Below are 18,690 nucleotides of genomic sequence, written 5' to 3'. Positions count from 1 at the left end.
AGAGACAGACAGTCAGGCGGTGACTCGTTCCGTCATCGCCAAATTCGTAATTTTTGGAGTAAAAGAGCATGCCTAAGTACCGTTCAGCCACAACCACACACGGCCGTAATATGGCGGGTGCCCGAGCCTTGTGGCGCGCCACCGGGATGACCGACGACGATTTTGGTAAACCGATTATCGCGGTGGTTAACTCCTTCACCCAATTCGTGCCGGGCCATGTGCACTTGCGCGATCTGGGGAAACTGGTTGCCGAGCAGATCGAAGCCTCCGGCGGCGTCGCGAAAGAATTTAACACCATTGCAGTTGATGACGGTATCGCGATGGGACACGGCGGCATGCTCTATTCCCTGCCTTCTCGTGAACTGATCGCCGACTCCGTGGAATACATGGTCAATGCCCACTGTGCGGATGCAATGGTGTGTATTTCCAACTGCGACAAAATCACCCCGGGGATGTTAATGGCGTCGCTGCGCCTGAATATTCCGGTGATTTTTGTTTCCGGTGGCCCGATGGAAGCGGGGAAAACCAAGCTATCCGATCAGATCATCAAGCTGGATCTGGTGGATGCGATGATTCAGGGCGCGGACCCGAAAGTCTCTGATGAACAGAGCGAGCAGGTGGAGCGTTCTGCCTGTCCGACCTGCGGCTCCTGCTCCGGTATGTTTACCGCTAACTCCATGAACTGCCTGACCGAAGCGCTGGGCTTATCTCAACCGGGCAACGGTTCGCTGTTGGCGACGCACGCCGACCGTAAGCAACTGTTCCTGAACGCAGGCAAACGCATTGTCGGTCTGGCGAAGCGTTACTACGAGCAGGATGATGCAAGCGTATTACCGCGCAACATCGCCAATAAAGCCGCATTTGAAAACGCCATGGTTCTGGATATCGCGATGGGCGGTTCCACCAATACCGTTCTGCATCTGTTAGCCGCGGCGCAGGAAGGTGAAGTGGACTTCACCATGACCGACATCGACAGACTGTCACGTCAGGTTCCTCACCTGTGTAAGGTGGCGCCGAGTACGCAGAAATACCACATGGAAGACGTACACCGCGCGGGCGGCGTGATCGGTATTCTGGGCGAGCTGGACAGAGCTGGTCTGCTGAACCGTGAAGTGAACAACGTGCTGGGCAAAACGCTGCCGGAAACGCTGGAAGCCTACGACGTCATGCTGACGCAGGATGACAGTGTGAAAAGCATGTATTCCGCTGGCCCTGCGGGTATCCGTACAACCAAAGCGTTTTCTCAGGATTGCCGCTGGGATTCACTGGATACCGATCGTCAGGAAGGCTGCATCCGCTCGCGTGAATATGCCTACAGTCAGGATGGCGGTCTGGCCGTGCTGTACGGCAATCTGGCAGAGAATGGCTGTATTGTGAAAACTGCAGGCGTGGATGAAGGTAGCCTGGTATTCCGCGGTCCGGCAAAAGTTTATGAAAGTCAGGATGATGCGGTAGAAGCGATTCTGGGCGGTAAAGTTGTGGCGGGCGATGTGGTTGTGATTCGCTACGAAGGGCCAAAAGGCGGGCCGGGCATGCAGGAAATGCTGTATCCGACCACCTACCTGAAATCGATGGGATTGGGTAAAAGCTGTGCGCTGATCACTGACGGCCGCTTCTCCGGCGGCACCTCTGGCCTGTCTATCGGCCATGCGTCTCCTGAAGCTGCCAGCGGTGGCACCATTGCTCTGGTACAGGACGGTGACACTATCGCGATTGATATCCCGAACCGCAGCATTGCGCTGGTTCTAGATGATGCAGAGTTAGCGAGCCGCCGCGAAGCGGAAGAGGCGAGAGGCGAGCAGGCCTGGACGCCACATAATCGTGAACGTCAGGTCTCTTTTGCGCTGCGTGCGTACGCTAGCCTGGCAACCAGCGCAGATAAGGGCGCTGTGCGGGATAAAAGCAAGCTGGGAGGCTAATGCTGATGGCTGTGTCACAACCTCTTCCTGCCGCGCCGGGAGGCGCGGAGTACCTGCGGGCGATCTTGCGGTCGCCAGTGTATGAAATCACGCAGGTCACACCGCTGGAGAAGATGGATAAGATCTCTTCGCGGCTGGGTAATGTCATTCTGGTAAAACGTGAAGACAGACACGCGGTGCACAGTTTCAAGCTGCGTGGCGCGTACGCGATGATGGCGGGTCTGAGCGATGAGCAAAAATCACACGGTGTGGTAACGGCATCAGCCGGTAACCATGCGCAGGGTGTTGCGCTCTCTTCCAGCAAGCTGGGGATTAAATCTCTGATTGTTATGCCGGTAGCGACGGCTGATATCAAGGTGGATGCGGTGCGGGGTTTTGGCGGCGAAGTGCTGCTACACGGCGCCAACTTTGATGAAGCCAAGGCCAAGGCGATTGAGCTGTCAGAGCGGGAGCATATGACCTTTCTGCCGCCGTTTGATCATCCTGCGGTGATTGCCGGGCAGGGCACGCTGGCGATGGAACTACTACAGCAGGATGCGCATCTGGATCGCGTGTTTGTGCCAGTTGGTGGTGGTGGTTTGGCGGCAGGTGTTGCCGTACTGATCAAACAGCTGATGCCGCAGATTCAGGTGATCGGCGTAGAAGCGGAAGATTCCGCCTGTCTGCGTGCGGCGCTGGATGCCGGGCAACCGGTCGATTTAGCACGTGTTGGGCTGTTTGCTGAAGGTGTGGCGGTGAAGCGCATCGGCGATGAGACTTTCCGCCTGTGTCGGGAATATCTGGATGACGTGATTACCGTCGACAGCGATGCCATCTGTGCGGCAGTGAAAGATCTGTTTGAGGATGTCCGCGCAATTGCTGAACCGTCCGGCGCGCTGGCGCTGGCGGGGATGAAAAAATACATCCAACAGCATCAGATTCAGGGCGAGCGTCTGGCGCATATTCTGTCCGGCGCGAACGTCAACTTCCACGGGCTACGTTATGTTTCCGAACGTTGCGAGCTGGGTGAACAGCGCGAAGCCTTGCTGGCCGTGACGATCCCCGAGAAACAGGGCAGCTTCCTGAAATTTTGCCAACTGTTGGGGGGGCGTTCCGTCACCGAGTTTAACTATCGCTACGCGGATGCCAAAGACGCCTGCATTTTTGTCGGTGTGCGTCTGACACGCGGCTATGCAGAGCGGCAGGAGATTATCGCCGAGCTGTCCGCAGACGGTTATGAAGTGGTGGATTTGTCCGATGATGAAATGGCGAAGCTGCACGTTCGCTATATGGTCGGCGGACGCCCTTCCAAACCGCTCCAGGAACGGCTGTACAGCTTTGAGTTTCCAGAGTCGCCGGGGGCGTTACTGAAATTTCTGCATACGCTGGGGGCGCACTGGAATATTTCGCTGTTCCATTACCGCAGCCACGGTACGGATTTTGGCCGCGTGTTGGCCGCGTTCGAGTTGGATGCAGGCGATCGGGAATTCGAGCAGCACCTACAGGCGCTGGGCTATGAATGTCACGATGAAACCAATAACCCAGCGTTCCGCTTCTTTTTAGCGGGTTAAATTGCTGAGGAAAAGAAAAAACACGGCGGAATATTCGCCGTGTTTTTATTAAGAGCACAGTTCTGTTGGTTATTACTAATCGATGGAATGTTCTTTTTTTTCTTGTTAGGTGAATATCTAACTCATTAATGTAACCATTAATATAGGTTGCTTAATATATTCTGGTGAATTATTTAATTTTTTATTTGGATGGTTTTTCGTATTGTTGTGAATATTGCTAATTATTATTGTTTGGGTTATCTTGTGACGCAGTGAAGATCACACATGGAGCCCGCGTATGAAAAATAAAGAAAAACTGGTTTCTCAGTTAAATGACCAATTAAAAGAGAGTGTCCTTAATAGTTCATTACCTCCTGAAGAGATATTAGCGTTGATGATGAAGCTATGCCTTTCTCTTATGCAGGTGACCCAAAGTAATCTTGTGGAAATGAAGACGTCAGATGGGCGAAAACTTTCACTCAAGCTTGATACACCGGCAGTGCATTGATCATATTTATTCTTAGAGGCTGCTAAAAATGTCGAGTATTATCTATTTAGAGTTGACGGGTGATAAGCAAGGATTAATTTCTTCTGGTTGCTCAACATTACAGTCAATTGGTAATAGAAGCCAAATTGGTCATGAAGATCAAATTCAGGTGTTAAGTTTAAATCACTCAATGAGTCATGCTGATAATCTATCTTGTCATCCCGTTGAAATAGTTAAGCTTATCGATAAGTCATCACCGTTGCTTGGTGTTTCGACCTCTTCCAATGAAAAGCTAACTGCAAATTTCTTTTTGTATAGGATAAATGCTGCTGGGCAATTAGAGCTGTTTTATGTCATTAAATTAACAGATGCCCGTATTGTTGATATTTCTTGTAGCTATCCGCATTCGATTAATGATAATGACGTCATGCCATATGAGAAGGTTTTATTAAAATATGGTTCTATATCATGGGAGCATAAAGTTGCGGGAACATCAGGTTATAGCATCTGGAATGATAGTGGTATTTAGTTTTATGTGGCAATAAAACATACAGCCATTGATAATTATGTTATCTATGGCTGTTTTTATTGATTAATCACTAACCGAAAGAGATGCTAAATAATTTTGTACATTGGCGCTGCGTATTAATAAAAAGGAATTTACTCAATGCTAAGAGTACCTCAAGGACAAATAACCTTCGATGGTGAAGGGGATGATATTCCCAATAGCCCTTTTTTTAGCCGAGTCATTCACTGGCCGGGAAATCCTGAATCAGGTGTGACACTGGGGCGCGGTTATGACATGGGGAAGAGAACCAAGGGCGAAATCTATTCGGATATGCTCAGAATTGGTATTGGTAGTGAAAAAGCGAATTTGATAGCGAAGGGGGCTGGGCTAAAAGGTGCGGCGGCAGGCCTTTTTGTCAAAGAACACAAAACGAAAATAGGAACAATTATGCACCAACAGCAAGCGGAATTGTTTAATATGGTTTACGTCAGGTATATAGAAATAGCGAAAAAGAGATACGCAGATTATTCCGCAAATGTACCGGATAGAGTGAATTGGGATGAGCTTCACCCCGCTATCAGAGATATTCTGGTGGATCTTGCCTATCAAGGGATTCCTGGAAGGAAGACGATTCCTGTCGCCGCAAAAAATGATATCGATCTGTTAATAAATTTAATAGAGAGCGAACCAGATTTGCTAAAGTATGAGGCCGCAAGAAATCGAGCGGGTTATTTAAGGATGAAAAAATGAAAAGTATCTATTTCTGTATGTTGATGCTATTTGCTGTGCACGGTATATCTCCTGCATTTGGTGAGATTTACTGGAGCAAATTTGACGTAATGGAAAAAACGCTGTGTAAAGATCTGATGAAAGATGGCGGTTATAATAAAGTGGATCTATGTATTAACCTGATGCTCTCGGATTCGAAAGAGAAACTTGAGAAGAGAAATAAAGAAATAACAGAGGCTCTATCTAAATTTGATTCTTTTGAAAATTTTGAAGATCTTGTTAAGTCTTTCAAGAAGGATCAAACTGCATGGAAAAATTATGCTTCCCATCGTTGCTCATATAAGCAATTGGCATTCATAAAAGATAGTCCTATTTATTTTTCCAGTAATCGTCTTTGTCATGCGGTAGAAAATTATAGGCGGATCGAAACATTAGAAGGCGAACCCAGCATACCTTAATACTCATCCTTTGGATAATCGTGTCACGCCACCGATGGTGTTTCGCCGTCGGCGGCGTTATCTTTATGTCATCTGATAGAAACAGGGATGGCATTTCTTTATGGCAACGCCGTTCACCGGCTTTCCTCAAGCGGGTTATTTAAGGATGAGAAAATGAAAAATATCTACTTCTGTCTGTTGATGTTATTTGCTGTAAACGGTATATCCCCTGCATTTGGTGAGATTTATTGGAGTAAACTGGAATTAATGGAGAAAACGTTATGTAAAGATATAATGAAAGGGGAAAACTATCATGAACTTTATATTTGTACTGACCGAATGCTTGCTGATTCGACGGAAAAACTAGAGAAAAAAAATAAAGAAGCAATAGACTTTCTCTCAACACTCATAACTATAGAGGGTGAGGACGATGCCGTTAAGCTTTTCAAAGCAGATCAAGCCGCGTGGAAAAATTATGTTGTCCATCGTTGTGCGTATAGAGGGCACCCATATATTAAAGATAGCCCCGTTTATTTATCAAATAAAGATCTTTGCGAGGCGGTAGAAAACTACAGACGGATTGAATCACTGGATGGTGAACTCAATATCCCTTAATGCCCATCCTTTGGATAAGCGTGTCACGCCGCCAATGGTGTTTCACCGTCGGCGGCGTTATCTTTATGTCATCTGACAGCAACAGGGATGGCATCTCTTTATGGCAACGCAGTTCACAGGTTTTTCTCAAGCGGGTTTAACGTTTCTTCAGCAGGTGCGTCAGTACAACGATAAAGCGTGGTTTGACGAGCATCGTGCAATTTACGACGAGCAACTGGTTGCGCCGTTCCGCACGCTGGTGGATGAGCTCAGTCTGACTATGTTGCAGATTGACGACCATTTTGAAACGCGTCCTGCCATCGGCAAAACGCTCTCCCGTATTCACCGCGACACACGTTTTTCTCACGATAAATCACGTTATCGCAGCCATATGTGGCTCACTTTCAAACGTACTCGCAAAGACTGGACGGACGCGCCGGTGTATTTCTTTGAAATCACGCCGGATACCTGGCGTTACGGGCTGGGCTATTACAGCGCGACGCGTAATACGATGGACCTGTTCCGTCAGACGCTGCGCGGGAATCCGTCACAGTTTCTTGAAGTGGCGAGCTGTTTGGGCAATACCTTCACGCTGGAAGGCGAAAGCTACAAACGTCCGTTGATTAAAGGTCAGGGTCCGGAGCTGGCTGACTGGTATAACCGTAAGTCGTTTGCTGCGATATGTACCCGACAGGATATGGACGCGCTGTTTTCCGGTGATCTGGTGACGGTTCTGTCACAGGGTTTTACCCAGCTTGAACCGCTCTATCATTACCTGATGAACGTCGAGACCATGAAGAAAGCCGCGCAGGAAACGGAGTCCGATACGCGGGCATTTTCGGCGGATAAGTGGTTTGAACGCTAGAGCCAAAGTGAGCCAACGCTACGGCGTTTTCTGCGGCTCCAGTGGGTTTTTATCGCGCTCCAGCAAAGTGTTAAACAGGTAACCTTCTTCCCGATTGCTGCCGAAGGTGGTGATTTGCAGATGATCATCGTCAATGCAGGTGAGCAGTATTTTCACCTGCTGGCCGAAGCTGCTTTCGCCTTTGCCAATCGCTTGTACATCGCTCATCTGACGGGCCGTGAAGGCAGAATCATCCAGCTTGTTACCGTAGCGGAATGCAATGGATGCGCCGCCCTCAATCTTGCCGCGCTGGTTGGTCATCGTCAGGCTGACGGCGTGGTAGGGCGCTTTCTGGTCATACATTTCCCGAAAATAATCACCCAACTCGCGGTACTCTTCGGCAGAAAGCCCTGACATCACATACTCATAGCTGAATGAACCGTGGAAGCAGGACGTATTTTTCACCGGCGTAATCGGCGAAGGGAGTGCGTGTTGCGCGATGTCATTCAGATAGCGCAGCCGATTTAACTGCTGCTGATAGCGCTGGCGTAGACAGTCTTCGTCTTTGCATTGATCGCGGGTGGTCAGCCAACTGCGTTGAAACTGGTTGAGCGTTTTTTCCCACGGTGCGCTGTTGTCGTATGCCGTCAGGGACGCGCGGGAGGTCTTCCATGTCTGTGCCAGTTCTTCATCAAGCTGCCCGAGCAGCGGGCTGGCGCAAATTAGCTTCTCCTGCGCTGAGGCGGCTTTTTCGCAGGGAAAACTGGCGGCTTGCGCAGTGTGGCAGAGGGAGGCCAACGTCACCCCTGCGGCGATGATGGCAGTGAAGGCTATCTTCATGGCGTGTCCTGTAATATGTCCCAAAAGGCGGCAATCAGCGGTTCGCTAAGCCGTTTTTTCTGTACGCACACGCCGAGTTCTAGCGGCTCCATCACCTGCTCGACAAAGACAGAAACGCGGTTGCGTACCGGTTCCGGGCTGTTCTCCAGCACGACGTTGGGAATCAGCGCGATGCCGCAGCCCAGCGCGACCATCGATACCATCGCTTCATGCCCGGAGATGGTGGCGTAAATTTGCGGGTTGGTGATGTGGTTGCGTCGGAACCACAGATCGATGCGCTTACGCACCGGGCCGTGTTCTGGCAGGATGAACGGAATCTGCGACCAGTCTGGGTCTGTTTGCCGCACCAGCGACTGCACGGGGCAGGGAAGTGCCGGGATAATCAACGCCAGAGGCAGCTTATCGAGCGGCATGAAGTCAACGCTGGCCGGGAGCGCCTCCGGGCGTCCTGCAATCCCCAAATCCCCATCATTCGACTGAATTTTCTCAACGGCATCAGCGGCATCGCCAGTTGTCAGCTTAATTTCTACCAGCGGGTGCAGCGCCCGAAAGCGATCCAGAATCGGCGGTAGATGGCTGTAGGCGGCGGTGACGGAACAGAAGATCCGCAGTTCGCCGCTTAATGATGGCCCGTGCTGGTCTATCGTGTGGCGTAGCTGCTGGTATTGCAGCAGCGTTTGTTGGGCGAACAGCTTCAGATGCTCTCCGGCATCGGTGAGCTGTACGGTACGGTTATCACGCAGAAACAGCGTCTGCCCTAAATCCTCTTCGAGCCGCTGAATTTGCCGCGACAGCGTGGACGGGCTGATGTGCATCGCCTTGGCGGTACGGCCAAAGTGCCGGCTTTCTGCGAGGTGCAGGAATAATTTGAGATCACGTAAATCCATGCGATGCAGGCCCCGTTTTTTATCTTGCAAATAGTGCAATGTGACGTTGTTAATATATCAATTTAAGCAACGCAATTCCTGTCATATGATGGGGTCATAGTGAATTCCCATCTGACGGGAATCCTTTCTCGAATAATAGACAAACAAAACCGTATACGGAGCACAACATGGCTAACTATTTCAACACATTAAACCTGCGTCAGCAGCTGGATCAATTGGGCAAGTGCCGCTTTATGGGGCGTGATGAATTTGCCGATGAGGCGAGCTACCTGAAAGGGAAAAAAGTGGTGATCGTCGGCTGTGGTGCTCAGGGTCTGAACCAGGGTCTGAACATGCGCGATTCTGGTCTGGATATCGCTTACGCCCTGCGTGCTGAAGCGATTGCCGAAAAACGCGCATCATGGCGCAAAGCGACCGAAAACGGCTTCACCGTTGGTACATACGAAGATCTGATCCCGCAGGCTGACCTGGTGGTTAACCTGACGCCAGACAAGCAGCACTCCGCTGTGGTTCAGGCAGTACAACCGCTGATGAAACAGGGTGCAGCGCTGGGCTACTCTCACGGTTTCAACATCGTTGAAGTGGGCGAGCAAATCCGTAAAGACATCACCGTTGTGATGGTGGCACCGAAGTGCCCAGGTACGGAAGTACGTGAAGAATACAAACGTGGTTTCGGCGTGCCAACGCTGATCGCGGTCCACCCGGAAAACGATCCGAAAGGCGAAGGCATGGCCATTGCTAAAGCCTGGGCTGCAGCAACTGGCGGTCACCGTGCTGGCGTTCTGCAATCTTCTTTCGTTGCAGAAGTGAAATCTGACTTGATGGGTGAGCAAACCATCCTGTGTGGTATGTTGCAAGCGGGCTCTCTGCTGAGCTTCGACAAACTGGTTGCTGAAGGCACCGATCCGGCTTATGCAGAAAAACTGATTCAGTTCGGCTGGGAAACCATCACCGAAGCGCTGAAGCAAGGCGGGATCACGCTGATGATGGATCGCCTGTCTAACCCAGCGAAACTGCGTGCTTACGCACTGTCTGAGCAGCTGAAAGGCATCATGGCTCCGCTGTTCCAGAAACACATGGATGACATCATCTCCGGCGAATTCTCCAGCGGCATGATGGCTGACTGGGCGAACGATGACGTGAAACTGCTGACCTGGCGTGAAGAGACCGGTAAAACGGCATTCGAAAACGCACCGCAGTTCGACGGTAAAATCGCTGAGCAGGAATACTTTGATAACGGCGTGCTGATGGTTGCGATGGTGAAAGCGGGCGTTGAGCTGGCGTTTGAAACCATGGTGAGTTCTGGCATCATCGAAGAGTCGGCTTACTACGAATCACTGCATGAGCTGCCGCTGATCGCCAACACCATTGCGCGTAAGCGTCTGTATGAAATGAACGTGGTTATCTCTGATACTGCAGAATACGGCAACTACCTGTTTGCTAACGCTGCCGTTCCATTGCTGAAAGATGCGTTCATGGCATCTCTGCAACCGGGCGATCTGGGCAAAGCGGTCGCGGGTACTGAAGTAGACAACGCACAGCTGCGTGATGTTAACGAAGCTATCCGTAACCACCCAATCGAAACCGTAGGCCACACGCTGCGCGGTTACATGAAAGACATGAAGCGTATCGCCGTTGCGGGTTAATTTCCGTCGGTGATCGAAATAGAAGAGGGCGCAGCATTGGCTGCGCCCTCTTTTTTTATCAAACGGACTTGTATTCTGCTTCCGCCTGATTGAAACGGTCGGTAATCGCTTTTGATGGCGCTTTACCCAGCAGGCTGACGATGAAAATAGTCAGGCAGTTGAAGATGAAACCGGGGATGATTTCATACAGACCCAGCCAGGCGTACTGTTTCCAGATCAACACCGTTGCCGCACCCACGATCATACCGAGCAGTGCGCCGTTGCGCGTCATCCGCGGCCACAGCAGAGAAATCAAAATCACCGGCCCGAATGCCGCACCGAAGCCTGCCCAGGCATAGCTCACCAGACCCAGGACGCGGTTTTCTGGGTTGAGAGACAGTGCGATAGCGATAATAGCGACTAACAGCACCATGCCGCGACCCACCCAGACCAGTTCTTTCTGGCTGGCATTTTTGCGCAGGAACGGCTTGTATAAATCTTCGGTGATGGCGCTGGAACAGACCAGCAGCTGGCAGCTCAGCGTACTCATCACGGCCGCCAGAATCGCAGACAGCAGGACGCCGGCAATCCACGGATTGAACAGCAGCATGGACAGCTCAATAAAGACGCGCTCGCTGTTTTGTGCCACGTTGCCTGCCTGATCCGGATTATTGTGGAAGTAGGCGATGCCGAAGAAGCCGACTGTCACGGCACCGGCCAGACAAAGAATCATCCAGGTCATACTAATACGGCGCGCGCTGTGGATTGTGTGGTGTGAATCTGCAGCCATGAAACGCGCCAGAATGTGAGGCTGGCCGAAATAGCCCAGACCCCATCCCATCAGCGATATGATGGCGACAACATTCAGCCCTTTGAACATATCCAGATTGGCTGGGTTTTTCGCTTCAATCACCATCAGCGAGCTATCGATTCCCCCAAGTGACAGAATGACGATTACTGGCGTTAGGATCAGGGCGAAAATCATCAGGCTGGCCTGAACGGTGTCCGTCCAACTTACAGCCAAAAAGCCGCCGATAAAGGTATAGGCGATGGTGGCCGCTGCGCCTGCCCATAAGGCGGTGCCGTAGCTCATGCCAAAGGTGCTTTCAAACAGACGCGCCCCTGCGACCACGCTGGATGCACAATAGATAGTGAAGAAAATCAGGATGACTAACGCGGAGATCACGCGCAGTAATTTACTGTTATCTTCAAAACGGTGGGTGAAATAGTCAGGTAGCGTAAGTGCGTTGTGGTTGATTTCGGTGTGGACACGCAGGCGTCCGGCGACCCATTTCCAGTTCAGGTACGCGCCTAGCGTCAGGCCGATCGCGATCCAGCTTTTAGAAATCCCGGCAATGAAAATAGCGCCCGGTAATCCCATGAGCAGCCAGCCGCTCATATCGGAAGCGCCAGCTGACAGTGCGGTCACCACGCTTCCCATCCTGCGTCCGCCCAGAATGTAATCGCCAAAGTTATTGGTGGCGCGGTAGGCAAACAGGCCGATGAGGACCATCCCGAAAATATACACCAGAAATGTCACCAGCATGGGTGTACTTATTGTCATTCAACTCTCCACATTTTTTTTCGTGCCACTGTCGCGGCGACGCTGTGTTTTATAGTAATCACTCAGGCCGGAACGAGGTCTGACGGTGATGATGGGCTGCAACCGTTCCATTTGTTAACAAGGTTGCACAAAGTTGCAACATGGTTGATATTGGCGTTATCCCGATGTGCATCTTCTCATTACAGGAGTGGACTCTATGGGCTCTACCACAATGGGTGTAAAACTCGATGAGGAAACGCGCGAACGCATCAAGGCGGCAGCACAGCGTATTGATCGTACACCGCACTGGCTGATCAAACAGGCTATTTTCCATTACCTTGAACGCCTCGAAAGCGGCCTCGACACTCCTGAAACACCGCAATGGGCGAACGTCAGCCACATTGAAGCGGAAGAGATTATACCGCAATCTCAGGAAGAAGAAACCCACCCACCCTTTCTTGATTTCGCTGAACATGTTCTTCCTCAGTCTGTTATCCGCGCCGCCATTACTTCTGTTTACCGCCGTCCCGAAAGTGAACTGGTGCCTATCTTGCTTGAACAGGCAAGACTTACCGATGAAATGTCGCAGTTAACGCAGAAACTGGCTTATCAACTGGCAGAAAAATTACGCGGTCAGAAAGCCGGAAATGGGCGTGCGGGCATTGTGCAAGGGCTGCTACAGGAATTTTCACTTTCTTCTCAGGAAGGGGTGGCGCTGATGTGCTTAGCCGAAGCGCTGCTGCGTATTCCTGATAAATCCACGCGTGATGCGCTAATCCGCGACAAGATCAGTCGGGGAAATTGGCAGGCGCATCTTGGTCACAGCCCGTCGCTCTTTGTGAATGCTGCAACCTGGGGGCTGCTGTTTACCGGAAAACTGGTGGCGACGCACAACGAAGTGAACCTATCGAATTCGCTGAACCGCATCATCGGAAAAAGTGGTGAGCCGCTTGTCCGCAAAGGTGTCGATATGGCTATGCGGCTGATGGGGGAGCAGTTTGTCACTGGGGAAACCATCGGTGAAGCGCTGGCGAATGCCCGTGAGCGGGAGGGCAAAGGCTTCCGTTACTCTTACGATATGTTAGGTGAAGCCGCGCTGACGGAGCACGATGCTGCTGCCTATCTGACGGCCTACCAGCAGGCGATTCACGCTATCGGCAAGGCCTCGAACGGACGCGGGATTTATGAAGGGCCGGGTATCTCCATCAAGCTGTCGGCGCTGCACCCGCGCTATAGCCGGTCGCAGTATGACCGCGTGATGGAAGAGCTTTATCCGCGTTTGTTGATGCTGACGTTGCTAGCGCGCCAATACGATATTGGGATCAATATTGATGCGGAGGAAGCCGATCGACTGGAAATCTCGCTCGATCTGCTGGAAAAACTCTGCATGGAGCCACAGCTGGCGGGGTGGAACGGCGTTGGGTTTGTCATTCAGGCTTACCAGAAACGCTGCCCGTATGTGATTGATATGCTGATTGAACTGGCACAGCGCAGCCGTCGGCGGCTGATGATTCGTCTGGTGAAAGGGGCGTACTGGGACAGTGAAATCAAGCGCGCGCAGGTTGACGGGTTAGAAGGCTATCCGGTCTACACGCGTAAGGTCTATACCGATGTGTCGTATCTGGCGTGCGCTCGCAAGCTGCTGGCCGTACCGAATCTGATTTACCCGCAGTTTGCCACGCACAACGCGCAGACGCTAAGCGCGATCTACCACATGGCGGGCAACAATTATTATCCCGGTCAGTATGAGTTTCAGTGCCTGCACGGCATGGGCGAACCGCTCTACGATCAGGTGGTGGGCGCGGTTGCTGATGGAAGACTGAACCGTCCGTGTCGCATTTATGCTCCGGTCGGAACCCATGAAACGCTGCTGGCTTATCTGGTGCGACGTCTGCTGGAAAATGGCGCGAATACCTCGTTTGTTAACCGCATTGCAGATACCTCAATGGCGCTGGAAACGCTGATTGCCGATCCGATTCGTGGCGTAGAGGCGCTGGCAAAAGTGGAATGGAGTATGGGCGCGTCGCATCCCAAGATTCCTCTGCCACGTCAGCTATATGGGCGGGAACGGCAAAATTCGAGCGGGCTGGATCTCTCGAACGAGCATCGGCTGGCTTCTCTCTCCAGCGCGTTGCTGAATCATGCGTCACAGCCGTGGTATGCCGCACCGATGATTGAGGGGGAAAGCGAGGCGAGTGAAGAAAGGCCTGTCGTGAACCCCGCAGATGTGCACGATGTGGTGGGCTACGTTCTCGATGCCTCGGTGGCGGATGTTGAGCAGGCGGTAGACGCGGCGGTACATGCTGGCACCATTTGGTTTGCGACGCCACCCGCAGAGCGTGCCGCGATATTGAATCAGGCCGCTTCGCTGATGGAAGGGCAGTTGCAAAGTCTGCTGGGGCTGCTGGTGCGGGAAGCGGGTAAATCCTTCAGTAACGCGATTGCGGAAGTGCGCGAAGCGGTGGACTTTTTACGCTATTACGCGGCTCAGATTCGGGATTCATTCACCAATGATACCCATCGTCCGCTGGGGCCGGTGGTTTGCATCAGTCCGTGGAATTTCCCGCTGGCGATCTTCACCGGTCAAATTTCTGCCGCACTGGCGGCAGGAAACAGCGTGCTGGCGAAACCGGCTGAACAGACGCCGCTGGTTGCGGCACAGGCGGTGCGTATTTTGCATGAGGCGGGCATTCCTCAGGGCGTGCTGCAACTGCTGCCCGGGCAGGGAGAAACGATTGGTGCCGCGTTGGTGAACGATGAACGGGTACGCGGCGTGGTGTTTACCGGATCGACGGCCGTTGCCAAAACCTTGCAACGCAGCATCGCGGGCAGGCTCGATCCACAGGGACGTTTGACGCCGCTGATTGCCGAAACGGGTGGCCTGAATGCGATGATTGTCGATTCGTCTGCGCTGACGGAGCAGGTGGTGAATGACGTTATCGCCTCTGCGTTCGACAGCGCCGGACAGCGTTGCTCGGCGTTGCGTCTGCTGTGCCTGCAAGAAGATATCGCGGATCGCACTCTGGCTATGCTGCGTGGTGCGATGGCGGAGTGTCGAATGGGGAATCCTGAGCGGCTATCGACCGATATCGGCCCACTGATTGACGCGGAAGCGAAAGAGAACGTGGAACTGCATATCCAGACGATGCGGGCGAAAGGCCATACGGTATTTCAGGCAGCGTATCCGCAGGATGAGGAAACGTGGCGGCACGGGACGTTTGTGAAACCAACCCTGATCGAACTGGGCAAGATAGACGAGCTGAAAAAAGAAGTTTTTGGTCCAGTTTTACACGTCGTTCGCTATCAAAGCCAGCAGTTGGATGCAGTGATTGAGCAGATTAACGCGGCGGGATACGGTCTGACGCTGGGTGTGCATACCCGCATTGATGAAACTATCCTGCGTGTGACGGGCAAGGCGAAAGTGGGTAATCAATATGTGAACCGCAATATGGTCGGTGCCGTTGTCGGCGTTCAACCGTTTGGCGGGGAAGGCTTATCGGGAACTGGGCCAAAGGCGGGCGGGCCGCTTTACCTGTATCGCTTGCTGGCACATCGGCCAGACGACGCGCTTGCGGCTGAATTCGCACAGCAGAACCGTGAGCAGGCACTGGATGCGTCTGCTCGATCGTCGCTGCTGGCGGGGCTACAGGCGCTGGAAGGCTGGGCGATTGCCGGGGAGCGTCACGGGCTAGCGACGCTATGCCAACGCTACAGAGAATACAGCGTCGGCGGGACAACGCGATTGCTGCCCGGCCCGACAGGAGAAAGTAATTCCTATACGCTGCTGCCGCATGAGCGGATTCTGTGTCTGGCGGATAATGAGGACGATCGCTTGATTCAGACGGCGGCGGTGCTGGCAACGGGCGGGGAGTTGTTGTGGCTGGAAGGCGAGCAGGAGAAAACGCTCTATGGCCGTTTACCCGTAGGCGTGCAGTCGCATATTCAGTTCACGCCCGACTGGCAGCGGCAAGACGCGTCTTTTCATGGCGTCATTTATCATGGGGATGCCGATCGGTTACGGCAACTGAGTGAGGCGCTTGCAGAGCGCGATGGCCCGATTATCCAGCCGTTAGGCTATGCGCAGGGCGATACCCACGTTCAGTTGGAGCGTCTGTTGACCGAACGTTCTCTGAGTATCAATACCGCCGCCGCGGGCGGCAATGCCAGCCTGATGACGATAGGTTAGTCAGGCGGGTATAGTATAAAAAGCGTGCCAAACCAGAAGGTTGGCGCGCTTTTTATGTTCGGGGGTGTCGGCGTGACGACTGAGTTGCAGGACAACTTAGTTGCGGTATAGCACTTTGATCACATGGTAGCCAAACTGGGTTTTCACCGGACCAAACGGTTTCAGCAATTCGCAGGAAAACACCGCCTTATCGAAAGCTGGCACCATGTCGCCTTTACGAAACTCACCTAAATCGCCGCCGTTGCGTTTTGACGGGCAGGTCGAGTGCTTCTGTGCCAGTTTCTGGAAGTCTGCACCTTTTTCCAGTTGCGCAAGAATGTCATTAGCTTCCTGCTCAGTGTCTACCAGGATGTGTAGGGCTGCTGCGGTATTTGCCATGTTATTACCTTTTTTGCAAAAGAGATTCCGGCGCGCAATGTAACATTTGCAACGCAAGATGTGGACTGCGATGTGCTTTCCTTAATAACAAATCCCTGGTCAAGATCGATACGGCTTTCTGCTACAATCGCCTTCCGTTTTATGAGTGAGCAAGATCGTTATGCGCTTAAACCCCAGCCAACAACACGCCGTCGAATTCGTCACCGGACCTTGTCTGGTGCTGGCGGGCGCAGGTTCAGGCAAGACCCGCGTTATCACCAACAAAATCGCGCACCTTATTCGCCAGTGTGGCTATCAGGCTAAGCACATTGCCGCCGTGACGTTTACCAACAAAGCGGCGCGAGAGATGAAGGAGCGCGTGGCGCAGACGCTGGGGCGTAAAGAAACGCGTGGGCTAATGATTGCGACCTTCCATACGCTGGGGCTGGAGATCATCAAACGTGAATACGTCGCGCTGGGCATGAAATCTAATTTCTCCCTGTTTGACGATCAGGACCAGATGGCGCTGCTGAAAGAGTTGACGGAACAGTGGCTGGAAAACGATAAGGTTCTGCTGCAACAGCTGATCTCGACGATCTCAAACTGGAAAAACGATCTTATCGATCCTGCCGGTGCGGCAGCAACCGCTCGCTCCGAACGAGACAAGCTGTTTGTGCATTGCTACTCGCTCTATCACGACCACCTTCGCGCCTGTAACGTGCTGGACTTCGACGATCTGATTTTGCTGCCCACGCTGTTGCTGAAGCAGAACGCGGAGGTGCGTGAACGCTGGCAGAACCGCTTACGCTACCTGCTGGTGGATGAATATCAGGACACCAATACCAGCCAGTATGAGCTGGTTAAGCTGCTGGTCGGCACCCGTGCGCGTTTTACCGTGGTAGGGGATGACGATCAGTCGATTTACTCCTGGCGCGGTGCGCGACCACAGAATTTGGTGTTGCTACAGCAGGATTTTCCCGCGCTTGATGTGATCAAGCTGGAACAAAATTACCGCTCATCAGGGCGTATTCTGAAAGCCGCCAATATTCTCATCGCCAATAACCCGCACGTCTTTGAAAAGCGTCTGTTCTCGGAGTTGGGTTACGGTGATGAACTCAAAGTGATTACCGCCAACAACGAAGATCACGAAGCAGAGCGGGTCGTGGGTGAGTTGATTGCCCATCACTTTATTAAAAAGACCCAGTACGGCGACTATGCCATTTTGTATCGTGGCAACCATCAGTCGCGTTTGTTTGAAAAGATGCTGATGCAGAACCGTATTCCGTATCGTATCTCCGGTGGCACATCCTTTTTCTCCCGACCTGAAATCAAAGATTTACTGGCCTACCTACGCGTACTGACCAACCCGGACGATGACAGTGCGTTCTTACGCATTGTGAACACGCCTAAGCGTGAGATTGGCCCGGCAACGATGAAGAAGCTAGGCGAGTGGGCAGGGCAGCGCAATAAAGGTCTGTTCAGCGCGAGTTTTGATCTCGGGCTGAGCCAGTCGCTGACCGGCCGTGGGCTGGAATCCCTGCAACGGTTTACCCAGTGGCTGGCGGAAATCGCCCTTCTGGCAGAACGTGAACCGGTAGCCGCCGTGCGGGATCTGATTCATGGGCTGGACTACGAAAGCTGGCTGTATGAAACCTCACCCAGCCCAAAAGCCGCAGAAATGCGGATGAAGAACGTTAATCAGCTATTCAGCTGGATGACGGAAATGCTGGAAGGTTCCGAGCTGGATGAACCGATGACGTTGACGCAGGTGGTGACGCGTTTCACATTGCGGGACATGATGGAACGTGGTGAAAGCGAAGAGGAACTGGATCAGGTTCAGCTAATGACGCTGCATGCGTCCAAAGGTTTGGAATTCCCGTACGTCTTTTTAGTGGGGATGGAAGAAGGTCTGTTGCCGCATCAGAGCAGTATTGATGAAGATAACGTCGATGAAGAGCGGCGTCTGGCATACGTAGGAATTACGCGTGCCCAGCGTGAACTGTTCTTCACATTGTGCAAAGAACGCCGCCAGTATGGAGAGTTGGTGCGCCCCGAACCGAGCCGTTTCCTGCTTGAATTGCCGCAGGATGATGTGGTGTGGGAAACGGAAAGAAAAGTGGTTAGCGGACAAGAGCGCATGCAGAAAGGTCAGACGAACGTCGCCAATATCCGGGCGATGTTGGCGAAAGCAAAAGGGGGATAATC

15 protein-coding genes are annotated in these 18,690 nt (G+C 52.4%); 11 read left to right on the top strand and 4 right to left on the bottom strand.

The features are described from left to right. The first annotated feature begins 68 nt into the window (after positions 1 to 68). From ilvD to BUB06_RS16685, 8 genes are all read left to right on the top strand, one after another. Positions 69 to 1,919 (top strand): dihydroxy-acid dehydratase, encoded by a 1,851-nt coding sequence (ilvD, locus tag BUB06_RS16720; RefSeq protein ID WP_010294669.1) that lies wholly within the window; start codon positions 69 to 71, stop codon positions 1,917 to 1,919. Between the two features lie 5 nt (positions 1,920 to 1,924). After that, positions 1,925 to 3,469, top strand: coding sequence for a threonine ammonia-lyase, biosynthetic (ilvA, locus tag BUB06_RS16715; protein ID WP_010294667.1), 1,545 nt, complete (start codon positions 1,925 to 1,927; stop codon positions 3,467 to 3,469). A gap of 277 nt (positions 3,470 to 3,746) precedes the next feature. Further along, positions 3,747 to 3,956 (top strand): hypothetical protein, encoded by a 210-nt coding sequence (locus tag BUB06_RS16710; RefSeq protein WP_039474299.1) that lies wholly within the window; start codon positions 3,747 to 3,749, stop codon positions 3,954 to 3,956. A 28-nt stretch (positions 3,957 to 3,984) separates the two neighbouring features. Continuing rightward, the gene (locus BUB06_RS16705) at positions 3,985 to 4,464 is read left to right on the top strand and encodes an Hcp family type VI secretion system effector (protein ID WP_072013031.1); all 480 of its coding nucleotides are present in this window, start codon (positions 3,985 to 3,987) and stop codon (positions 4,462 to 4,464) included. A 138-nt stretch (positions 4,465 to 4,602) separates the two neighbouring features. Then, complete coding sequence (locus BUB06_RS16700; protein WP_039474296.1) at positions 4,603 to 5,193, top strand: lysozyme family protein; 591 nt, start codon at positions 4,603 to 4,605, stop codon at positions 5,191 to 5,193. Further along, the gene (locus BUB06_RS16695) at positions 5,190 to 5,630 is read left to right on the top strand and encodes a lysozyme inhibitor LprI family protein (protein ID WP_039474294.1); all 441 of its coding nucleotides are present in this window, start codon (positions 5,190 to 5,192) and stop codon (positions 5,628 to 5,630) included. Before BUB06_RS16700 ends, BUB06_RS16695 begins: the two co-directional genes overlap by 4 nt. Before the next feature lie 153 nt (positions 5,631 to 5,783). Next, the gene (locus tag BUB06_RS16690; protein ID WP_039474291.1) at positions 5,784 to 6,224 is read left to right on the top strand and encodes a lysozyme inhibitor LprI family protein; all 441 of its coding nucleotides are present in this window, start codon (positions 5,784 to 5,786) and stop codon (positions 6,222 to 6,224) included. A 100-nt stretch (positions 6,225 to 6,324) separates the two neighbouring features. Further along, complete coding sequence (locus BUB06_RS16685) at positions 6,325 to 7,068, top strand: DUF2461 domain-containing protein (protein WP_039474290.1); 744 nt, start codon at positions 6,325 to 6,327, stop codon at positions 7,066 to 7,068. Positions 7,069 to 7,086: 18 nt separating this feature from the next. Here BUB06_RS16685 and BUB06_RS16680 read toward each other — a convergent pair whose 3' ends face one another. Then, on the bottom strand, positions 7,087 to 7,887 hold the full coding sequence (locus BUB06_RS16680; RefSeq protein ID WP_039474287.1) for a lysozyme inhibitor LprI family protein: 801 nt from the start codon (positions 7,885 to 7,887) through the stop codon (positions 7,087 to 7,089). Then, positions 7,884 to 8,774, bottom strand: coding sequence for an HTH-type transcriptional activator IlvY (ilvY, locus tag BUB06_RS16675; RefSeq protein ID WP_039474285.1), 891 nt, complete (start codon positions 8,772 to 8,774; stop codon positions 7,884 to 7,886). The genes BUB06_RS16680 and ilvY overlap by 4 nt, the downstream gene beginning before the upstream one ends. Before the next feature lie 167 nt (positions 8,775 to 8,941). Between ilvY and ilvC the strand changes: the two genes are divergently transcribed. Then, entirely contained in the window at positions 8,942 to 10,420 is a 1,479-nt protein-coding gene (gene ilvC, locus BUB06_RS16670; RefSeq protein ID WP_010283900.1) for a ketol-acid reductoisomerase, read from the top strand. Between the two features lie 58 nt (positions 10,421 to 10,478). Here ilvC and putP read toward each other — a convergent pair whose 3' ends face one another. Continuing rightward, positions 10,479 to 11,963 carry a sodium/proline symporter PutP gene (putP, locus tag BUB06_RS16665; protein WP_039474281.1) on the bottom strand — a complete coding sequence of 495 codons (1,485 nt, stop codon included), beginning with the start codon at positions 11,961 to 11,963 and terminating at the stop codon, positions 10,479 to 10,481. A 196-nt stretch (positions 11,964 to 12,159) separates the two neighbouring features. Between putP and putA the strand changes: the two genes are divergently transcribed. Continuing rightward, positions 12,160 to 16,128, top strand: a complete 3,969-nt coding sequence (gene putA, locus BUB06_RS16660; protein ID WP_039474278.1) for a trifunctional transcriptional regulator/proline dehydrogenase/L-glutamate gamma-semialdehyde dehydrogenase — start codon at positions 12,160 to 12,162, stop codon at positions 16,126 to 16,128. 96 nt (positions 16,129 to 16,224) lie between these two features. Here the strand turns inward: putA and ppiC are convergent, their stop codons facing one another. Further along, positions 16,225 to 16,506, bottom strand: coding sequence for a peptidylprolyl isomerase PpiC (gene ppiC, locus BUB06_RS16655; RefSeq protein WP_010294655.1), 282 nt, complete (start codon positions 16,504 to 16,506; stop codon positions 16,225 to 16,227). 160 nt (positions 16,507 to 16,666) lie between these two features. Between ppiC and rep the strand changes: the two genes are divergently transcribed. Next, on the top strand, positions 16,667 to 18,688 hold the full coding sequence (rep, locus tag BUB06_RS16650) for a DNA helicase Rep (RefSeq protein ID WP_039474275.1): 2,022 nt from the start codon (positions 16,667 to 16,669) through the stop codon (positions 18,686 to 18,688). Positions 18,689 to 18,690 lie beyond the last annotated feature (2 nt).

This window comes from Pectobacterium carotovorum (genome assembly GCF_900129615.1).
Taxonomy (GTDB): domain Bacteria; phylum Pseudomonadota; class Gammaproteobacteria; order Enterobacterales; family Enterobacteriaceae; genus Pectobacterium; species Pectobacterium carotovorum.
The sequence above is the reverse complement of the archived record's forward strand: the minus strand, read 5'-3'. Positions and strand labels throughout refer to the sequence as shown.

Bases quoted from the DNA above. Each gene is read 5' to 3' on its own strand.
- ilvD (WP_010294669.1), top strand. From the start codon at position 69: ATGCCTAAGTACCGTTCAGCCACAACCACACACGGCCGTAATATGGCG.
- ilvA (WP_010294667.1), top strand. From the start codon at position 1,925: ATGGCTGTGTCACAACCTCTTCCTGCCGCGCCGGGAGGCGCGGAGTAC.
- BUB06_RS16710 (WP_039474299.1), top strand. From the start codon at position 3,747: ATGAAAAATAAAGAAAAACTGGTTTCTCAGTTAAATGACCAATTAAAA.
- BUB06_RS16705 (WP_072013031.1), top strand. From the start codon at position 3,985: ATGTCGAGTATTATCTATTTAGAGTTGACGGGTGATAAGCAAGGATTA.
- BUB06_RS16700 (WP_039474296.1), top strand. From the start codon at position 4,603: ATGCTAAGAGTACCTCAAGGACAAATAACCTTCGATGGTGAAGGGGAT.
- BUB06_RS16695 (WP_039474294.1), top strand. From the start codon at position 5,190: ATGAAAAGTATCTATTTCTGTATGTTGATGCTATTTGCTGTGCACGGT.
- BUB06_RS16690 (WP_039474291.1), top strand. From the start codon at position 5,784: ATGAAAAATATCTACTTCTGTCTGTTGATGTTATTTGCTGTAAACGGT.
- BUB06_RS16685 (WP_039474290.1), top strand. From the start codon at position 6,325: ATGGCAACGCAGTTCACAGGTTTTTCTCAAGCGGGTTTAACGTTTCTT.
- BUB06_RS16680 (WP_039474287.1), bottom strand. From the start codon at position 7,887: ATGAAGATAGCCTTCACTGCCATCATCGCCGCAGGGGTGACGTTGGCC.
- ilvY (WP_039474285.1), bottom strand. From the start codon at position 8,774: ATGGATTTACGTGATCTCAAATTATTCCTGCACCTCGCAGAAAGCCGG.
- ilvC (WP_010283900.1), top strand. From the start codon at position 8,942: ATGGCTAACTATTTCAACACATTAAACCTGCGTCAGCAGCTGGATCAA.
- putP (WP_039474281.1), bottom strand. From the start codon at position 11,963: ATGACAATAAGTACACCCATGCTGGTGACATTTCTGGTGTATATTTTC.
- putA (WP_039474278.1), top strand. From the start codon at position 12,160: ATGGGCTCTACCACAATGGGTGTAAAACTCGATGAGGAAACGCGCGAA.
- ppiC (WP_010294655.1), bottom strand. From the start codon at position 16,506: ATGGCAAATACCGCAGCAGCCCTACACATCCTGGTAGACACTGAGCAG.
- rep (WP_039474275.1), top strand. From the start codon at position 16,667: ATGCGCTTAAACCCCAGCCAACAACACGCCGTCGAATTCGTCACCGGA.